Source organism: Microbacterium sp. UBA3486 (genome assembly GCF_002377845.1).
GTDB classification, from domain to species: Bacteria; Actinomycetota; Actinomycetes; order Actinomycetales; family Microbacteriaceae; genus Microbacterium; species Microbacterium maritypicum_A.
In genome coordinates, this window is the sequence record NZ_DFQP01000081.1 from 1 (window position 1) to 17,515 (window position 17,515).

Here is a 17,515-nt window from a genome sequence, read left to right on the forward strand (position 1 = left end):
GGCGAGCGTCGTCAGGGCGAGGACCGCCCGCTCCTGCACGCGCGAACGGGCGCCGCGCGCGAGGGCGAGGCGCTGCACGTCCGCACCGTCGGAGCCGGCGAGGCCCGCGGGCCCGCCGACACCGGCGACAGGGTTGACGACGAGGCCGATCACGACGCGACAGACTCCGCGGGGAAGTACTTCCGCTGATACGCGCGCCACGTGATCGCCCACCGCTCCGGGTCGTCCAGATCGTCATGGTGCGTGTGGTGCACGGTCTGGTTGTGCGGGGCGGTGCGCACCACCTCGGGGTTCTCGCGTGCTTCGCGTGCCACTTCGGCCAGGGTCGCCGCATATTCATCGAGCTCTGCCATCGAGTACGACTCAGTCGGCTCGAGCGTGAAGGGCTGCGGCACCACGTAGGGGTGGTGACTCGTCCAGTAGTGCATCCCGAAGTCGGACATGCGCACGCCGATCTCCTCCGACGAGATGCCGGTCTCCTGGTACAGCTCCTCCCACGAGTAACGCACCTGCTCGATGCGGCGGCGACCCGTGGCATACGGCGCCGAGGCTCCGGGGATCGCGAGCACACGAGCCATCAGGTAGTTGTTGTTCAGCACGGCGGTCTCGGCGGCGGCGAGCAGTCCCTCAGCGCCGAGGGCCATGATCCACGAGTAGGCCTTCACGAGCGCGGGGATGACGCCGAAGAACGGGCCGACCGCGCCGATCGACTGCTCTCCCGCCTCGACCACCCCGAAGGTCCCGTCATCCGCCCGCACCACGCGCGGCCCCGGCAGGAACGGGGCGAGGGCCGCACTCACGGCGTTCGCGCCAGATCCCGGTCCACCGCTGCCGTGCGGGGTGCCGAAGGTCTTGTGCAGGTTGAAGTGGCACACGTCGAAGCCGGCATCGCGGGCGCGCGTGACCCCGAGGATGCCGTTCGCGTTGGCCTGGTCGTAGGAGGCGAGGGCTCCGACCGCGTGCGCAGCGTCGACCCACTCCCGGATCGCCGGATTGTAGATTCCGGTGTCCTCCGGGTTCGTGACCATGATCGCCGCGGTGCGGGGCGACAGGGCGGCCTTCAACGCGTCGAGCGACGGATAGCCCTCGGCGTCGGGGTAGACCGTGATGACCTCATAGCCTGCCGCCTTCGCAGCGGCCGCGTTCGAGGGGTGGCTGAAGATCGTGGTGATGACCTCGCAACGCTGCTCGCCTTCGCCGTTCGCCTCATGGAAGGCCCGGATCATGGCGATGTTCGACCAGATCGCCGCCGAGCCGCCCTGCGTGTGCAGCGACACCTCGTCCATGCCGGAGATCTCGGCGAGCACCCGCTCCAGCTGCCAGACGATCTCGAGCACGCCCTGCGCATCGGCCGGATCCTGGTGCGGGTGCATCGCGGTGAGCTGCGGCGTGTTCGCGAGCTGGTCGTTGATCTTCGGGGCGTACTTCATGGTGCAGGTGCCCTGGCCGATGTCGACGTTGAAGTCGGCACCGAGGTTCTCCTGCGACAGGCGCAGGTAGTGCTTGAGCACGCGCATCTGCCCCATCTCGGGCAGGTTCGGCTTCGCGGCACGGCGCAGGGAGGCGGGCAGCGCGGCCACCACGTCGCCCACGGCCTCGCGAACGCCGGGCTCGACCTGCGACACCAGCACGCCGCGTTCACCGGGGGCGCTCAGCTCGAAGATGATCGGCTCGTCCCAGCGGGCCTGCTGGAATCGGCGCAGCGTCGGCTTCGGGGCGACGGGAAGACTCATCGGTTCTGCTCCTTCGCAGCCTGGTGTGATGCATGGGATGAAGACGCGTCGGATGTCGTGACCTCGGCGAGCGCGCCCGCCAGGGTGTCGATGTCGGCCTGGGTGGTGAGCTCGGTGACGCAGACGAGCAGGCGGCGCTCCCCCACGACCACGCCGGGCTCGATGCCCTTGGTGCGGAGCGCCGTGACGACCGCTTCGGCCGTGACGTCGGCGAAGGTCACCGTGAACTCGCGCAGGTGCACGGCGTCGTCGTCGAGGGAGACACCCGGCACTGCGGAGAGCGCCTGCTGCGCGTACCGGGTGCGGGCGAGCAGCACCTCGCCGAGCTCGGCCATGCCGGCCGGTCCCATCAGCGCGAGGTACACCCCGGCGGCGATGCCCCACAGGGCCGCGGCCGTGCCGACCCACTCCTTCCCCTCCTCGCGGTGCGCGAACGAGGTGCGGTCGTAGGCCACGTCGCCGAAGCCGTACTCGCCGGGCACGTCGGTGGTGGCGAGCCCGAACAGGCGCGACGGCATCTCCATCACGAAGGTCGGGTCGTCGTGCACGGCGATGAACCCGCCGTGGGCGCCGCCGAACCACTGGTGCAGGCCGAGGGACTGGATGTCGCCGGTGACGATGTCTGCTCCCGAGACCGAGGGCGGGGCGAGGACGCCGTAGCCGATGGGGTCGGTACCGACGACGACCACGGCGCCGGCCGCGTGGGCGGCATCCGAGATCTCCTGCAGGGACGCCTCCACGGCGCCGGTGGCGCTCGGCGTCTCGATCCAGACCGCGGCCACGTCATCGCCCAGCGCCGCGCGAACGGCGTCGACGTCGGCCGTACCGCCGACGGTGGGTACGAGCTCGAGCGTCAGGTGCGCGCGGACGTAGTCGTGCACCTTCGCGAGCTTCGCCGGCAGCACGTCGCTGACGGCCAGCACCCGCCCGCGGCCCGTGAGTCGCCCCGACATCGTGAGGCCGGTCGCCGTCGCCTGGTAGCCGTCGTAGGTCGGCACGTTCACGACGTCCATCTCGAGCAGCTCGGCCATCAGCGATTGGTACTGGAACAGGGCCTGGAAGCGACCGTGGTCCTCGTAGGGCTCACCGGCGTACGCGGTCAGGAACTCGCTGCGGCCGATGACCTCGTCCACCACGGCGGGCACGTAGTGGTTGTAGGTGCCCGCGCCGAGGAAGCTCAGCCGCTCCTGGGTCGAACGGTTCTTGGCGAGCAGCCCCCGCACGTGGCGGGCGAGATCCTGCTCGGCCGCGAACGGCGTCGGCAGGTCGAGCGGACGGCCGAGCCGGAGCGACTCGGGGATGTCGGCGTAGAACTCGTCGACTGACGCGGCGCCGACGGCCGCGAGCATCGCCGCTCGGGACTCCGGGGCGGTGTTGGGGATGTACGGATGCACGAACGGGGCGGTCATGCGTCCTCCTTCACGGGGATCAGGGTGGCAAAGGGAATGGACTCGCTGCGGGGTGCGGCGAGCACGGCGACGCCGTAGCGGTCGAGCTCCAGTCGGTCCGCATGACGGATGCCGGTGAGCAGGTCGACCGCGGGAGCGGGGATCTCGAACGCGACGGGCGCGCGCCCGTGGTTCAGGTAGAACGTGTAGTCGGTGGTGTCGTCGGCGCGGGTGACCACCTCGACCTCGACGTCGGTGCGCTCGCGGGCGGGAACGCCGGCGGTGCGCAGCACATCACGGAAGACCGGGAGCAGGCCCTCTGGGTCGAACATCGCACTGACGTACCAGGCCGAGCCCGCCCCCGTCGTGCGACGGGTCACCGCGGGCAACCCTTCGAGCTCGCCGCTCGCGTACGCCCCGCGTACCTCGACATCATCATCCGCTTCGAGCCACTCGCTCCACGAGGGCACGCTCAGGCGCTCGCCCGCAAAGTCGATGCTCTCGGTCAGACCGTCGGCGATCGGCCACTGCTCGTCGACCTCGATGCCGAGCAGGTCTCGCAGCAACCCGGGGGCTCCGCCGTCGTGCACCTTCTCCGTGGCGTCCACCACTCCCGAGAACGGTCCGACCACGAGGTGCCCGCCGCGCTCCACGAAGGCGGCGAGCGCCTCGGCCTGCGGCTGCTCGACGATGTAGAGGTTCGGCACGACGACCACGTCGTAGGCGTCGAAGGGGCCGGTGGCGCGAACGGCGTCCACCGGCTGACCGAGCGTGTACAGCGCTCGGTGCCACGCGCGGGCCTGCTGGGCCCACTGCAGCCGCTGCGAGGGCAGCGACTCGACCGCGCTGGTCCCCCACCAGGAGTCCCAGTCGACGACGAGCGCCACGCGCGAGCGCACCCGGGTTCCCCGTACCTGCTCGAGCTTCTTGAGTTCGAGCCCCAGCGCCTTGGTCTCCCGGAAGCTGCGTGAGCGCTCCCCGCGGTGGCCGAGCATCGACGAGTGGAACTTCTCCTGGCCGTACTTGGCCTGGCGCCACTGGAAGAACATCACCGCGTCGGAGCCGTGGGCGACGGCCTGCAGGCTCTCGATGCGGATCTTGCCCGGCGCCTTCGGCACGTTCACGTCGCGCCAGCTGGTCGCGCTGGCAGATGACTCCAGCAGCAGCCACGGCTGTCCGCCCTTGAGCGAGCGCATCAGGCCGTAGTTGAGAGCCGCGCCGACGTGCGATGTCGGGTCGGCGGGCTCGGGGTAGGCGTCATCGGTCACCACGTCTTCGACGGCGGCGAAGTTCCAGTAGTCCAGGTCGCGGAACATGCTCATGAAGTTCGTGGTCACCGCGATGTCCGGGGTGACCTCGCGCAGCACATCGATCTCGACCTGGAACAGCTCCAGAAGAGCGTCAGACGAGAAGCGCTCGAAGTCGAGCAGCTTGGTCGGGTTGACAGGGCCGGGCGCCTTCTTCGGCGTCTCGATGTGCTCCCACGAGGTGTAGCGCTGACCCCACACGTTCACACCCCAGGCCTCGTTCAGACCGTCGAGATCGCCGTAGCGGTCCTGCAGCCAGCGGCGGAAGTGCCGGGCCGACTCGGGGCACCAGCAGCGTGAGGTGTGATCGCCGTACTCGTTCGAGATGTGCCACATCGCGAGGCCCGGGTGCTCACCGTAGCGCTCGGCCATGGCCCTGGTCATGCGGGCGACGTTCTCGCGCCAGATCGGCGACGAGGGGCAGTAGGTCTGGCGGGAGCCGAACTCGAGGCGGTGTCCGTCGGCATCCCACGGCGCCATCTCGGGGTGGGCGCGCAGCAGCCAGGAGGGCGGGGTCGCGGTGGCGGTGGCGAGGTCGATCGCGATGCCGGCCTCCCACAGCAGATCGATGATGCGGTCGAGCCATGCCCAGTCGTAGACACCGGGCTCCGGCTCCAGCTGCGGCCAGCTGAAGATCGGCAGGCTCACCATGTTCACGCCGGCTTCGCGCATCAGGCGGATGTCTTCGTGCCAGATCTCTTCCGACCACTGGTCGGGGTTGTAGTCGCCGCCGTAGGCGAGGGCGTCGAGGCGGACGCGTCGGGTGGGCTGGTCGCCACCGGGTGCGGGCACGAAGTCTCCTCTCTGAGTCATCACCGGCCGATCCGGCGGTGCACTGGTGCGAATCCGGAATCGGCTGTATTCTGTATACAACACACTAGGACGTCGTCCCAGGCCCGTCAACCCATAGGCTGACGGGCAGGCGGCAGAAGAGGGGACGCATGGCGATCGAACGCAAGAACCTGCGCTCGCAGGTCCGGCAGGAGCTGCTGAACCGCATGCGCGCCGGACTCGTGCAGCCCGGCGAGGGCATCAACGAGGTCCAGCTCGCCACCGAGCTCGGCGTCAGCCGCACTCCCCTGCGCGAGGCGCTCATCGCCCTGGAGTCCGAAGGGCAGATCGAGAGCGAGAACGGCAAGGGCTTCCGGTTCGTCCCGCTCAGCGCCTCCGAGTTCCGCGATCTCGCTCCCGTCCTGGCGGCGCTCGAGAGCCTCGCGATCGAGCTCAGCCCGCCCGACGAGCTGCGTCGCATCGGCGCGCAGCTCAAAGAGATGGCCGACGCGTTCGCCGACGAGCTCGTGGAGCACCAGCTCGTCATCACCAAGGACGACGAGTGGCACAGCGTGATGCTGTCGGCCTGCCCGAACGCCCGCCTGCTCGCCGTGATCGACAACGTGCGCAGCTCGTTCCACCGCTACGAGTCGCTCCTCGTCCCCGAAGACGTCAAGGTCGAACGCGTCGCCGCCGAGCACGCCGCGATCGCCCGGCACCTCGCCGACGGCGACATCCCCGGCGCCGTCGACGCGCTCAAGCTCAACTGGATGCACGGCATGCAGCGCATCCTCGACAACGCCACGAGCTCGTACTTCACGGCGTAGTCCCACTTCATCTGCACGCCCTCCTGCTCCGGTTCATGAGTCGATCGCGGACCGGATATGTCCGGGTTGCCCGAAAGGGTGGGAGTCACCACGAAGAAGGGACTCCTCATGACAATCCTGGTCAGCGGCGCGACGGGTACGGTCGGACGCCACATCGTCAGTCAACTGCTCGAACGCGGAGAGAGCGTGCGCGCCCTCTCCCGTGACCCGCAGCGCGCGGATCTCCCCGAGGGCGTCGACGTCGTCCGCGGCGACCTCACCGACGCCGACGCATTCCGTCGGGTCGTCGAAGGCTGCGGCGCCGTGCACTTCATCACGTTCCACGGCGAGTTCGGCGAGACACTGACCAACGGCGCCGAGTTGGTCGCCGCAGTCGAGGCCGCGGGCGCGCGCCGGGTGAGCGTGCTGAGCGGATGGGACGAGAGCACCCTCGAGCCGGCACTGCGCGAGAGCGGTCTCGCCTGGGCACTGCTGGCACCGGTGGAGTTCATGTCGAACGCGCGGGAGTGGGCGCCGGAGGTCGTCTCCGACCATCGGGTGCGCAGCCTGGCGGACTGGCCGAGTGCGATGGTGCACGAGGCCGACATCGCAGCGGTCGCGGTCGAGGTGCTGCTCGGCGCGCCCGCTGCGGGGCAGACCTACTACCTGACCGGACCCGAGGCACTCACCCCGGCTGAGCGCACCGCCCGCATCGCCGGCGCCCTCGGCGAAGAAGTCACCTGGAGCCGGCTCACCGAAGACGAGGAGCGGGAACGGCTGCGCGCGTTCGGGTACGACGAGGGGTACGTCGAGTTCGGCGTCGAGCTGGCGAAGAATCCCCCCGAGATCGGGCAGGTGGTGCAGGACACGGTGACGCGCCTCACCGGTCGTCCCGGTCGCACGTTCGCCCAGTGGGCGCACGAGAATGTCGAGCTGTTCCGCGCCTGATCGCCACGGGGTCGCGCACGGTCACGCACCGCGGAGTACGCTCTCACGTACTCCGCCGACACAGAGGATTCCATCCACCGACAGGAGCAAGATCATGGCCGTGATTTCCCGAGGTTTCGGCGCTCGACGCAGGGAGAGCACTCCGGAGCTCCCGCCGGGGCAGTACCTCACCGAGGACTTCCCCGTGCTCTCCGCAGGGCCGACGCCGAACATCCCTATGTCGGAGTGGAGCTTCGGCATCCGCAACGAGGTCGGCGAGGTCGTCTCCTGGACCTGGGATCAACTGCACGAGCTGCCCATCGAAGACGTGCACACCGATATCCACTGCGTGACGCGATGGTCGAAGCTCGGCACCTCCTGGCGCGGAGTCTCTCTCGACACGCTCTTCGAGGGGATCGACACCGCCGCCTCCTTCGCGATGGCGCATTCCTACGGCGGGTACACCACGAACATTCCCCTCGACGATCTGCTCGGCGGGCAGTCGTGGATCGCATTCGAGTTCGAGGGCGAGCCGCTCGCCCCGGAGCACGGCGGCCCCGCTCGGCTGATCGTGCCGCACCTCTACTTCTGGAAGAGCGCGAAGTGGCTCAGAGCGCTCACGATGATGGAGGAGGATGCGCCGGGATTCTGGGAGCAGAACGGCTACAACATGCACGGCGACCCGTGGACAGAGGAACGCTACTGGTGACCGTCGGCGGCTGGCGTGAGGCGCGGGTGACGGGCGCGCACGCCGAGACGGATTCTGCTCGCACGATCCGGCTCAGCGTGCCGGGCTGGCCGGGGAGCGACCCGGGACAGCACGTCGATGTCCGGCTCACCGCCGAAGACGGCTACCAGGCGGTCCGCTCCTACTCGCTCGCCTCCTTCGGCGACAGCGAGACGATCGAACTCGCTGTCGACGAGATCCCCGACGGCGAGGTCTCCCCCTACCTGGTGCGGGACGTCCGCATCGGCGACGAGCTCGAGGTGAAAGGCCCCCTGGGGAGGTTCTTCGTGTGGCGTCCGGAGACCCCCGGTCTCGTGCAGCTCATCGCCGGTGGATCCGGCATCGTGCCGCTGATGTCGATGGTGCGGGCGGCTCAGGCCGCAGGGGCGACCGACTCGGTCAGGTTGCTCTACTCGGTGAGGGCTCCGCACGAAGCCCTCTACCGCAGTGAATTGGAGGCGGCACCCGCAGGGGCGGCGGCGGATGTGCGATGGGCGTTCACGCGATCCGCTCCAGACGGATGGGCGGGTACCGTCGGACGCATCACCGAAGAGGTGCTCCGGGATACCACCTGGCCACCGGAACGCACTCCCCTGGTCTTCGTGTGCGGGCCCACCGGGTTCGTCGAACATGTGGCGGACCTGCTGGTCGGCCTCGGGCATGCGCCGGAACGTGTGCGCACCGAACGATTCGGAGGAAAGTGATGGATGCCGCCACCCCCGCACAGACCGTCGACGGAAACGCGATCGCGGGCATGCTCTGGGACCTCTTCGGCGCCGACGTCACCGCGCTGGTCGGCACCTGCGGCGGCTGCGGCACGCTCGCGGCCTTCGCCGAGGCCGTGGTCGAGCTGGATCGCCACGCCGCCATCGTGCGGTGCCGCACCTGCACCCGCACGCTCTTCACCGTGCTGCAGTCCCAGGACGGCACATCGATGCGTGTCGGACTGCTGCACGCGGTCCACTCCTCCAGGTAGCCTCCCGGGGCATCCCGCTCCCGATGACGGAGCCCGTCATCGATCTCCCGACAGGAACGGCGCATCCAGCTTCTTCGCCAACTGGTGGTGGGCGTAGGGCGAGTGGGAGAACGGCGCGACCGGTTCATACCCGAGTCGCTGGTAGAGCCGGTGCGCCTCGGCGAGGTCGCGACGCACGGTCAGCCGGAGAGTGTGCAGACCGCGCTCGGCACTCATCGATTCGAGTTCGTGGATCAGGAAGCGGCCGATACCACGCCCGCGCGCGGCGGGGGCGATGTACACCCGCGTGATCTCGCCCGCTCCACGTCCGACGAATCGAACGCCTCCGCAGCCGACCGTCTGGGTGCCGTCTCGAACGACGAGCAGGAACCCGGTGTCATCCCGGAGGTCGTCGCTCGGGTCGCTGACTATCTCCTGCTTCACCTCCTCCGCCGTGGCCGGCCGACCCCAATAGCGCCCGATGACCTCCGCGAAGAAGGACTCCAGGATCCCTCGACCTTCCGGCGAGCGCGGGTCTTCGAGTGTGATCGTGCGCGGTTCGTGCATCACAACAGCTAACCAGGCCCACACGGGTCGAACGACGCCGAAAGCGCTCAGCTGAGCTGCACGGCGAGGTCGATGAACAGCGCAGCCGACCAGCCGAACGCGGTGGTCGCCGTACGCGCCTTCCGACCTGTGTGCGGGTTGAAGTACTCGTGCGGACCGCCGCCGTGGATCACGAGGGCCACGGTCTGCTCGCGCAGCTCCCGTGCCCGCTCGGGGTACCCCGACGCCTCCAGCCCCTCGGCGACCAGCATGCTCGTGTTGACCCACGCCGGTCCGCGCCACATCCGCTCGTCCGAGAAGTCGGGATCCGATGCTGCGACCGTCGGCAGCCCCCAGGGCAGGGCGAAGCGCTCGGGGTCGTCGACAGCCTGGCGCAGCGCCTCGGCGATCGGCGCCGGCAACGTGCCCGTGAGCAGCGGCATCAACCCGACGACCGTGTCGCTGAGCTGCGGCTCCCCGCCGCCGTACGCGAGGAATCGCCCGAGGTCCGGATCCCACATGCGCAGCAGCCGCTCCTGCGTGCTCTCGGCCCGTTCCCTCAACCGCGAGACGTCGGCATCCGGTTCATAGCGGGTCAGCAGGTCCACGAGCTCCACGTCCTGTCGCACGAGATACGCCCCGAGGTCGGGAGCCGCTGTCGGCAGCGGACCGTCGAAGATCGGGCTGTCGTCGAGCCCGGAGGAGTACGGGTGCCCGTACTCCGGCATCCCGTCGTGGTCGAGGTCGCTGCCGGCGAACCACCAGTCCTGCGAGCGGACGATGCGGGTCAACTGCCGGCGCGCGTAGTCGGGGGCGTCCTCAGCCTCGAGCACCTTGCGCAGCGCCCACGCGGCGAGCGGTGGTTTGGTGAGCGGCACGGGGGCGCTCGGGTCGGCGATCTGCGATCCGGCTCTGCGCAGGTTCGCACGGTCACTCTCGGGCAGGTCGTCGCTGGTCGCGAGCACTCCGAGCTCGTGCACCACGTCGGGCAGCTGACCGTCGGGCTGTGGGAACCGGAACGCGATGTCGAGCTGCTCGCGCGCGAGCTCCGGGTGGCCGTGTCGCAGTCCCACGGCGATGAAGTACGCATCCCACTGCCACAGCCCGACGTAGCCGATCTTCGACGGCACGATCGCCCTGGCATCGCCCAGCGACGGCAGCTCGACGATGTTCGCGCCGAGCACCCACCAGCAGAACGCCGTCATCTCCTGCAGGTCGTCGCGCACACTCGGGCACTTCGCGAACCAGTCGTCCCAGATCGCCTCGGTCGCGGCGATCGCCGCAGCGTGGTCGCCGGGCTCGACCGTGACGGTGCGGTCGGCGTCGATGCGGAGGCGAAGACCGTCACCGAGCGGATGCTCCTCGACACTCCCGTCCGGTCGCCGCAGCCGCACCCGCGACCCGGGTTCTCCGCCGAGGCTCAGCGTCGACGGATCGGCGAAGGTCAGCGTCGCCGCCGCAGCGCCGAACGTCACTCGCGCCGGATGCACGTCGGTCACCGCAAGCGCCTCGCCTGAGGCGTCCACCACGATGAGCGCATCGAGCACGCGGCACTCCGACAAGCGCCGCTCATACTCCGAGGTGTGCACGCGCACACCGTTCCCGTGCTCCGCGCGGAAGACGAGCACGCGCGAACGCGGCAACGTGAACGGCGCCGAGGCCAGGTCGAGGTGACGGCCGGCGAGGGCGGCGGCATCCGTCATCATCGCCCTCCCAGTCCCGATGCGGCCATGCTGTTGAGGATCTTCCGCTGACCGATGACGAACACGATCAGCATGGGCACGGTCGCGATCGCCGAGGCCGCCATCACGAGTCCGTAGTTGATCGAGCCCTGCTGTCCCTCGAAGGCGTTCAGCAGCAGGGGAACGGTGAACAGGTCGGGCGAGTTCAACAGCACGAGCGGGAACAGGAAGGCGTTCCACACGTCGAGCGCCACGATGATGCTGAGGGCAGCGAGGCCGGGCTTCAGGTTGGGGAGCACGACGCTCCAGAAGATGCGCCAGCGACCGGCACCGTCGACGATCGCCGCTTCTTCCAGCTCACGCGGCAGAGCCAGCACGAACTGCCGCATCAGGAACACCGCGAACGGGTTCGCCATGATGCCCGGGACGATCAGCGCGAGGTGCGAATCCACCCAGCCGAGGTTCGACATCAGCAGATAGAAGGGGATCAGCGTCACCTGCTTCGGGATCATCTGCGTCGCGAGGAAGACGATGAAGAGCACCTTGCTGCCGCGGAACCGGATGCGCGCGAACGCATATCCCGCCATCGACGCCGTGAGCAGCGTGCCGACCACCACGAGGATCGCGATGTACGCGCTGTTCAGGTACGCCTGGCCGAACGGGACCGCGTTCCAGGCCTGGGTGTAGTTGTCGAACGTCCAGGGATCCGGGAGGAACTGCAGCGGGTTCTTCAGCAGCTGCGGCAGGGTCTTGAACGAGGTCAGCAGCATCCAGATGAACGGGAACACCATGCCGATCCCTGCCACCACGAGCACCACGTGCAGCAGGGTCGAACCGAGCCGGCGGCGTGCGCGGTCGACGGCGGGGCCGCCACGGCCACGGGACCGGTAGCCGGGCGCAGTGATCGCGATGGTGGAGTCCGTGGCCGGAGCAGGGCCGGTCAGCGGGGGCGTCTGAATGCTCATGCGGGGTCATCCTCGTAGTGGACGAACTTCTTCTGCGCGCCGAACTGCACCGCGGTGATGACGAGCGTGAGCAGGAGCAGGATGATGCTCGCGGCGCTGGACGGACCGAACTCGAACCGCCCGAAGCCCAGATCGAAGATGTGGTAGACGATCGTGCGGGTCGCGTTGTCGGGGCCGGCGTCTTGCACCAGCACATAGACCGTGTCGAACGTCTGCAGCGACGAGATGAACGCGACCACCGACGAGAAGAAGACGATCGGGGAGAGCAGCGGCAGGCGGATGCCGGTGAACAGCCGCCACGGGCCGGCACCGTCGATGCGCGCCGCCTCGATCACCGAGGGTGAGATGTTCTGCAATCCGGCGAGGAAGATCACGACGTTGAGGCCCATCGACGACCAGATCGTGACGATGCAGACGGCGAGGAGGGCCAGCTTCGGGTCCTGCAGCCAGTCGGGCGGGGTGACCCCGAAGACCTTCGAGATCGTCGTGGACAGCAGCCCGTCGGAGCGGAACATCTGCTGCCAGATCATCGCCACCGCGACCGTCGAGGTCACGACCGGGGCGAAGAACAGGATCAGGTAGAGCGTGCGCGTCTTGAGCTTCTCGAGTGCGACGGCGACGATCACCGAGAGGCCGAGGCCGATGGGGACCGTGACGATCGCGATGATGAGCGTGTTGAGGATCGCCCGACCGAGGAGCGGGTCGGTCAGCTGATCGGCGAAGTTGGCGAAACCCACCCAGGTGAGATCGGTCAGCCCGTCCCAGTCCGCGAAAGCGAGCACCAGGCTGGCGGCGAACGGCAGCACGACGAACAGCCCCATGCCGATCATCTGGGGGCCGACGAAGACGTACCCCCACAGCCGGTCGCGGCGACGCCAGAGCGCCTCCTTCCGCAGGGGCGGGGGGGGGGGGGGGNNGGGGGGCGCCGCGGGGCCCCCCCCCCCCGGGGGGGGGGGGGGGGCCCCGGAGGGGTGACCTGCGGCATCCGCCCGTTCTCGGTGAGAGTGCTCACTCCTACTTCTCCGACCGTTCCTTGACCACGTCGGCGATGGTGTCGAGCGTCTCCTGCGCGTCGGCCTTGCCCTGGTACAGCTTCAGGAACTCGTCGGCGATGGCGGTGGGCAGACCGGGCACGCGCGCCTCGGCGGGGTAGTCCTCGAACCCGATGTCGCGCATGTCGAGGAAGGTCTGGGCGTGTGCGGGATAGTCGTCCTCGAGCACGACCTCGTCAGCGCCCTTGATCGAGGGGACCGCGTTGCCGCCGCCCTGCAGACGGAAGGTCTGCCCCTCGGCGGATAGGAACTCGGTCCAGAACGCGAACGCCGCGTCCTTCACCTTGGTCTTGCCGTTGATCGCGAGGAAGCTGGTCGCCACGCCGGTGGGAGCAGCTTCGCCGTCAGGGGTCGGCCACTGCACGATGTCGTAGCTGTCCTGCTCGCCCGTCGCATCCACCGTGCCGATCGTGTAGCGGCCCTGCACGAAGAAGCCGGCCTTGTGCGTGACGAACACGCTGTCGGCGCCCGCACCATCAGGAAGGGTGTCGGCGACGACGAAGGTACCGTCCTCGAACAGGTCGCCGAGCTGCTGCACCGACTCGACGGTCGCGGCGTCCTTGTTCGCGACGAAAGCGCCGGAATCGTCATAGGGAGCATCGAGGCCCTGCGACGAGAGCCAGCTCCAGTGCGTCGCCCAGTAGTTCCAGTACATGGTGCCGGTGAGGCCCGCGTCGTGGAGCTTCTCGTTCATCTCCAGGAACTTGTCGGTGGTCCACTCGCCGTTCTCGGCGAGGGTCGCCGGGTCCTCCGTGATCCCTGCGGCCGCCAGCGCCTGCTTGTCGTACCAGAACACGTCGGGGTTCGAGTCGTTCGGGGCGGCGTACACCTCGCCGTCGTTCTCGGCAGCGCCGAAGAGCCCGGGGAAGAAGTCATCCTTCTTCGTCTTGCTGTCCTTCGAGTCCATCAGGTCACTCAGCGGCATGAGCCGGTTCGAATCGACGAACTGGCCGATCTTGTCGTCGCCCACGTAGAACACGTCGGGCGCGGTGTTGCTGGTGAGCTGTGCGAGCAGCTTGGAGTGGTAGTCGCCGTAGTCGGCGACGGGCTGCAGCTTGACAGTGATGTCGGGGTGGCGCTCCATGAAGTCCTTGTTGAACTCCTCGTAGCGGGTGAGCTCGTCGGCCGTGCCCCAGGTCGACCAGACGACCGTGGCGTTGCCGTCGGCGTCGACGCCTCCACCGCCTCCTCCACCCCCACCGCTGCACGCGGCGAGTCCGAGTGCCAGAGCGCCGGCGGCACCCAGCGCCAGATACCGCGTCACGTTCGCACGTGCCATCTCGCTACCTCTTTCATCATTGGAAGATCAGGTCGGGATCGCCCCTTCGGGCGTATTGGTATTCTGTATACAGAACGCAATCCTGTCAAGGAATGGGGCGACGGACCTGCCCATCGAGACCATCCCGTGACGTGCGGCCCGGACCATGGCGCAGACTGTCTTCATGACCGATCCCGATCCGCACCTGCTCGGCCCCGGACTCCTCCCGACGCCGTTCACCGCCGCCGAGATTCGCGACGCCACCGGCACGGGGATGGTGATCCACCTGCTGCTCGAAGGCCCCGACGGACCGATGGGCGAGCACGTCAACCGCTTCCACGACACCGATGACGAGGGAGCGACGCTCGACCGCTGGGCAGCGGAGGACCCCAAGGCCGTCGTCTCGAATCGGGTGACCTGGGCGGAACTGCAGGGCCATGCCGCCTTCGACGCCGGCACGACGAGCGTGTCGACCGTGAGCCTGACGACCCCGCTCGGTGCGCTCACCTGCCGCCGGTACGACACCGACGACGGCATCTTCTGGTTCTCGATCGACCACCCGGGCATGCCGGTGCAGTACGAGTCCGACGGCCTGCGCACGACCGTGCTGAGCATCGAGAACGACTGAGGCCGCGCGGGTTCTCCGCCCCGCACCACACGAACGTCGGCGTCCCGGCGTAGGGTCGCACCATGAGCAGCACAGCATCCGGAGAACGTCATGGAGTGGTCCCCTCTTACCTGCTCGCGCGTCTGGCCGAGTCAGGCCGATTCCCCAAGGCCGCCGCAGCTGCGAGACAGACGCTGACCGCCGGTCGACCGCCCTTCCGCGCGCGCATCGACCTGTCGATCGACGAGAACGGCGACCTCGTGGCGCAGCTGTCCGATGCTCCCAACCGCACGATCAGCGACGCCGGCAACACCCAGCAGCTGCCCGGCGCGGTCGTACGCGGCGAAGACGATGCCCCGGTCGAAGACACCGCGGTGAATGAGGCCTTCGACGGCCTCGGCGCCACGTTCGAGATGCTCCTCGCGGCTTTCGACCGCAACTCCCTCGACGACGCGGGCGCCCCGCTGGATGCGACCGTGCACTACGGCGTCGACTACGACAACGCGTTCTGGGACGGCGAGCGCATGGTGTTCGGCGACGGCGACGGCGAGGTGTTCCAGCACTTCACCGGCTCGCTCACGGTCATCGGCCACGAACTCGCACACGGCGTCGTGCAGCACACCGCCAACCTCGAGTACCAGGGGCAGCCCGGCGCCCTGAATGAGTCGATCGCCGACGTGTTCGGCGCCCTGACCGAGCAGTACGCCCTGAGCCAGACGGCCGACCAGGCGACGTGGCTCATCGGTGCCGAGATATTCACCGACGCCGTCGAGGGCGCGGCGCTGCGCTCGATGATCGCACCCGGCACCGCCTACGACGACGATGAGCTCGGCCGCGATCCGCAGCCCGACCACATGAGCGGCTTCGTCCGCACCACCGAAGACAACGGCGGGGTGCACATCAACTCGGGCATCCCCAACCGTGCATTCGCCCTCTTCGCGATCGACCTCGGCGGCAAAGCCTGGGAGCGGGCGGGAACAGTCTGGTATCGCGCTCTCACCGGCGGCCTGTCGAGCACCGCGACCTTCACCCAGTTCGCCGACGCGACGCTCGCCGCGGCCACGGCCATCGATGCCGCCACAGCCGCAGCAGCTCGACGGGCGTGGACGACCGTGGGAGTCTATGGAGATGAGCGAGTCCCCTCCACCGACTGACGCGCAGGTCGTGATCGCGGTGGTGCGCACCGGCGGCATCGCCGGCATCCGCCGTCAGTGGCATGTGGAAGCCGGCACTGACGACGCGGCGGAGTGGATCGATCTGATCGACCGTTGCCCGTGGGATCAGGAGCGGGACGGCGGACCCGGCGCCGATCGGTTCATGTGGAGCATCCAGGCGCGCACACCATCCGAACGGCGCGAGCGCGAACTGCCCGACTCCGCGCTCGAAGGCCCTTGGCGGGCACTCGTCGAGGCCGTGCGCGCGGCCTCGGCCTGACGACGTCAGTCCACGTACGCTCTCAGGTGAGCCGTCTACCGACGGCGACACGAAGAGGGGCTCATGCTGACGATAGAAGAAGCTGAACGACTGCTCGGTGCGGCACGCGAAGCACACACCCGCGGCGACCCTCTCCTGCACCTGCACGTCGAGGTCAGCCGCCTCACCGGTGCCCCGTCGTCCTGGGGTTCGGCGGCGAACGACTACCTCCAGAACGAGAGCGTCGGCTACTTCCTCAGCGAGGTCGAGAGGGTCGGTTGGCGCCTCGAGCACACGGGATACGCCTTCGTCGGATCGGGCGCCACCACATCCGATCGGGTGATGAGCACCGGAACGGGCGTCGTGAATCACGGCGCCGTCTCGGGATACTTCACCTTCCGGCGCGCGGCCTCGGCCTGACAGCCACGACGTCGGCGACGACCACCGGCGCCGCATCCGATCAATCCCGTGTGAATCCGGCCTCCTCACGGCGGCTCGGGTTCACAATGGAACTCATGGGACTGTTCCAGCAGAAGCCTGAAGAACAAGAGAACCAGTGGGTGCTGCCCTCGGAGCCGCTCGAACGCTCCGAGTCCGAGGTCCTCGACACCGCGCCCGTCGTCGATCCACTGTCGATCGGGCTCGGCGCGGAGACCAGCGGCGACCTGAGCTCTGTCCTGTTCCCGGTCGCGCCCCCGGTCCCCGAGGCCACCTCGACCGGTGACGCCGAGCCGCTGGACGACGACCCCGAAGACGACTGACCGGCAGCTCGCCCTTCACGCGACAGGGCGACGTCGCGCTCACCGTTACGGTTGAGGGATGACGATCACCGCCGCCGCAGACGGCTCCGCCCTGGGCAATCCCGGACCCAACGGCTGGGCCTGGTACATCGACGACGACAACTGGGCGGCCGGCGGATCGCCGCACGGCACCAACAACCAGGGCGAGCTGCGAGCGGTGCTCGAACTGCTGCTCGCGACGGCGGGCACCGACGAGAAACTGCTGATCGAATGCGACAGCCGCTACGTGATCGACTCCGTGACGAAGTGGATGCCGGGCTGGAAGCGCAAGGGCTGGCGCAAGTCCGACGGCGGACCCGTGCTGAACCGCGACCTGCTGGAGGGCATCGACGAGGCCATCCGCGGCCGTGACGTCGAGTTCTCCTGGGTCAAGGGGCACGCGGGGCACCCGCTGAACGAGGCCGCCGACGAACGTGCGAACGCCGCGGCCAAGGCATACCAGGCGAAGCAGGAACCACGTCGAGGACCGGGTTTCACCCGCGGCACGGATGCCGGAGCCGCGGTCGCCGCGTCGGCGCCGGTCGCCGCCTCCACCCCCTCGTCGGCCCCCGCTCGGGCGGCCTCGCCGACGATGGCCT

General features: G+C 68.8%; 19 protein-coding genes. 11 read left to right on the forward strand and 8 right to left on the reverse strand.

Annotation, left to right across the window (positions count from 1 at the left end):
* Window positions 1–149: 149 nt before the first annotated feature.
* Genes gcvPB through B2869_RS11860 form a run of 3 tightly spaced genes read right to left on the reverse strand, consistent with a single transcriptional unit; the run spans window position 150 to window position 5,220 of the window.
* A complete protein-coding gene (gcvPB, locus tag B2869_RS11850) occupies window positions 150–1,733 on the reverse strand; it encodes an aminomethyl-transferring glycine dehydrogenase subunit GcvPB (protein WP_292766747.1) in 1,584 nt (527 codons plus the stop codon).
* Window positions 1,730–3,142 (reverse strand): aminomethyl-transferring glycine dehydrogenase subunit GcvPA, encoded by a 1,413-nt coding sequence (gene gcvPA / locus B2869_RS11855; protein ID WP_292766750.1) that lies wholly within the window; start codon window positions 3,140–3,142, stop codon window positions 1,730–1,732. Before gcvPA ends, gcvPB begins: the two co-directional genes overlap by 4 nt.
* Window positions 3,139–5,220, reverse strand: coding sequence for a beta-galactosidase (locus B2869_RS11860; RefSeq protein WP_292766753.1), 2,082 nt, complete (start codon window positions 5,218–5,220; stop codon window positions 3,139–3,141). The genes gcvPA and B2869_RS11860 overlap by 4 nt, the downstream gene beginning before the upstream one ends.
* Before the next feature lie 149 nt (window positions 5,221–5,369).
* On the opposite strand from B2869_RS11860, the gene B2869_RS11865 reads away from it, so the two are divergent.
* From B2869_RS11865 to B2869_RS11885, 5 genes are all read left to right on the forward strand, one after another.
* Window positions 5,370–6,026: a GntR family transcriptional regulator gene (locus B2869_RS11865; protein WP_292766756.1), complete on the forward strand. Its 657-nt coding sequence runs from the start codon at window positions 5,370–5,372 to the stop codon at window positions 6,024–6,026.
* 108 nt (window positions 6,027–6,134) lie between these two features.
* Window positions 6,135–6,953 (forward strand): SDR family oxidoreductase, encoded by an 819-nt coding sequence (locus B2869_RS11870; RefSeq protein WP_292766760.1) that lies wholly within the window; start codon window positions 6,135–6,137, stop codon window positions 6,951–6,953.
* A gap of 94 nt (window positions 6,954–7,047) precedes the next feature.
* Complete coding sequence (locus tag B2869_RS11875; RefSeq protein ID WP_292766763.1) at window positions 7,048–7,641, forward strand: sulfite oxidase-like oxidoreductase; 594 nt, start codon at window positions 7,048–7,050, stop codon at window positions 7,639–7,641.
* A complete protein-coding gene (locus tag B2869_RS11880) occupies window positions 7,638–8,363 on the forward strand; it encodes a ferredoxin reductase (RefSeq protein ID WP_292766766.1) in 726 nt (241 codons plus the stop codon). Before B2869_RS11875 ends, B2869_RS11880 begins: the two co-directional genes overlap by 4 nt.
* Window positions 8,363–8,635 carry a DUF6510 family protein gene (locus B2869_RS11885; RefSeq protein ID WP_292766769.1) on the forward strand — a complete coding sequence of 91 codons (273 nt, stop codon included), beginning with the start codon at window positions 8,363–8,365 and terminating at the stop codon, window positions 8,633–8,635. The genes B2869_RS11880 and B2869_RS11885 overlap by 1 nt, the downstream gene beginning before the upstream one ends.
* Window positions 8,636–8,671: 36 nt before the next feature.
* Here B2869_RS11885 and B2869_RS11890 read toward each other — a convergent pair whose 3' ends face one another.
* The 5 genes from B2869_RS11890 to B2869_RS11910 form a co-directional block, all read right to left on the reverse strand.
* Complete coding sequence (locus tag B2869_RS11890) at window positions 8,672–9,181, reverse strand: GNAT family N-acetyltransferase (RefSeq protein WP_292766772.1); 510 nt, start codon at window positions 9,179–9,181, stop codon at window positions 8,672–8,674.
* A gap of 47 nt (window positions 9,182–9,228) precedes the next feature.
* Window positions 9,229–10,863, reverse strand: coding sequence for an amylo-alpha-1,6-glucosidase (locus tag B2869_RS11895; RefSeq protein WP_292766774.1), 1,635 nt, complete (start codon window positions 10,861–10,863; stop codon window positions 9,229–9,231).
* Window positions 10,863–11,807, reverse strand: a complete 945-nt coding sequence (locus B2869_RS11900; protein WP_021198390.1) for a carbohydrate ABC transporter permease — start codon at window positions 11,805–11,807, stop codon at window positions 10,863–10,865. Before B2869_RS11900 ends, B2869_RS11895 begins: the two co-directional genes overlap by 1 nt.
* A complete protein-coding gene (locus B2869_RS11905) occupies window positions 11,804–12,628 on the reverse strand; it encodes a carbohydrate ABC transporter permease (RefSeq protein ID WP_292766778.1) in 825 nt (274 codons plus the stop codon). Before B2869_RS11905 ends, B2869_RS11900 begins: the two co-directional genes overlap by 4 nt.
* Window positions 12,629–12,821: 193 nt before the next feature.
* A complete protein-coding gene (locus B2869_RS11910) occupies window positions 12,822–14,138 on the reverse strand; it encodes an ABC transporter substrate-binding protein (RefSeq protein ID WP_292766781.1) in 1,317 nt (438 codons plus the stop codon).
* Window positions 14,139–14,301: 163 nt separating this feature from the next.
* On the opposite strand from B2869_RS11910, the gene B2869_RS11915 reads away from it, so the two are divergent.
* The 6 genes from B2869_RS11915 to B2869_RS11940 form a co-directional block, all read left to right on the forward strand.
* The gene (locus tag B2869_RS11915; protein ID WP_029260126.1) at window positions 14,302–14,745 is read left to right on the forward strand and encodes a hypothetical protein; all 444 of its coding nucleotides are present in this window, start codon (window positions 14,302–14,304) and stop codon (window positions 14,743–14,745) included.
* A gap of 62 nt (window positions 14,746–14,807) precedes the next feature.
* Window positions 14,808–15,878, forward strand: coding sequence for a M4 family metallopeptidase (locus B2869_RS11920; RefSeq protein ID WP_292766786.1), 1,071 nt, complete (start codon window positions 14,808–14,810; stop codon window positions 15,876–15,878).
* Window positions 15,853–16,158 (forward strand): protealysin inhibitor emfourin, encoded by a 306-nt coding sequence (locus tag B2869_RS11925; protein WP_029260128.1) that lies wholly within the window; start codon window positions 15,853–15,855, stop codon window positions 16,156–16,158. The genes B2869_RS11920 and B2869_RS11925 overlap by 26 nt, the downstream gene beginning before the upstream one ends.
* A gap of 63 nt (window positions 16,159–16,221) precedes the next feature.
* Window positions 16,222–16,557 (forward strand): hypothetical protein, encoded by a 336-nt coding sequence (locus tag B2869_RS11930; RefSeq protein WP_021198396.1) that lies wholly within the window; start codon window positions 16,222–16,224, stop codon window positions 16,555–16,557.
* Between the two features lie 95 nt (window positions 16,558–16,652).
* Entirely contained in the window at window positions 16,653–16,898 is a 246-nt protein-coding gene (locus B2869_RS11935) for a hypothetical protein (RefSeq protein ID WP_292766791.1), read from the forward strand.
* A gap of 58 nt (window positions 16,899–16,956) precedes the next feature.
* Window positions 16,957–17,515: ribonuclease H family protein (locus B2869_RS11940; RefSeq protein WP_292766794.1), on the forward strand; the 559-nt coding region annotated here is incomplete at its 3' end.

Bases quoted from the DNA above. Each gene is read 5' to 3' on its own strand.
- gcvPB (WP_292766747.1), bottom strand. From the start codon at position 1,733: ATGAGTCTTCCCGTCGCCCCGAAGCCGACGCTGCGCCGATTCCAGCAG.
- gcvPA (WP_292766750.1), bottom strand. From the start codon at position 3,142: ATGACCGCCCCGTTCGTGCATCCGTACATCCCCAACACCGCCCCGGAG.
- B2869_RS11865 (WP_292766756.1), top strand. From the start codon at position 5,370: ATGGCGATCGAACGCAAGAACCTGCGCTCGCAGGTCCGGCAGGAGCTG.
- B2869_RS11870 (WP_292766760.1), top strand. From the start codon at position 6,135: ATGACAATCCTGGTCAGCGGCGCGACGGGTACGGTCGGACGCCACATC.
- B2869_RS11875 (WP_292766763.1), top strand. From the start codon at position 7,048: ATGGCCGTGATTTCCCGAGGTTTCGGCGCTCGACGCAGGGAGAGCACT.
- B2869_RS11885 (WP_292766769.1), top strand. From the start codon at position 8,363: ATGGATGCCGCCACCCCCGCACAGACCGTCGACGGAAACGCGATCGCG.
- B2869_RS11890 (WP_292766772.1), bottom strand. From the start codon at position 9,181: ATGCACGAACCGCGCACGATCACACTCGAAGACCCGCGCTCGCCGGAA.
- B2869_RS11895 (WP_292766774.1), bottom strand. From the start codon at position 10,863: ATGACGGATGCCGCCGCCCTCGCCGGCCGTCACCTCGACCTGGCCTCG.
- B2869_RS11900 (WP_021198390.1), bottom strand. From the start codon at position 11,807: ATGAGCATTCAGACGCCCCCGCTGACCGGCCCTGCTCCGGCCACGGAC.
- B2869_RS11905 (WP_292766778.1), bottom strand. From the start codon at position 12,628: ATGGGGCTGTTCGTCGTGCTGCCGTTCGCCGCCAGCCTGGTGCTCGCT.
- B2869_RS11910 (WP_292766781.1), bottom strand. From the start codon at position 14,138: ATGGCACGTGCGAACGTGACGCGGTATCTGGCGCTGGGTGCCGCCGGC.
- B2869_RS11915 (WP_029260126.1), top strand. From the start codon at position 14,302: ATGACCGATCCCGATCCGCACCTGCTCGGCCCCGGACTCCTCCCGACG.
- B2869_RS11920 (WP_292766786.1), top strand. From the start codon at position 14,808: ATGAGCAGCACAGCATCCGGAGAACGTCATGGAGTGGTCCCCTCTTAC.
- B2869_RS11925 (WP_029260128.1), top strand. From the start codon at position 15,853: ATGAGCGAGTCCCCTCCACCGACTGACGCGCAGGTCGTGATCGCGGTG.
- B2869_RS11930 (WP_021198396.1), top strand. From the start codon at position 16,222: ATGCTGACGATAGAAGAAGCTGAACGACTGCTCGGTGCGGCACGCGAA.
- B2869_RS11935 (WP_292766791.1), top strand. From the start codon at position 16,653: ATGGGACTGTTCCAGCAGAAGCCTGAAGAACAAGAGAACCAGTGGGTG.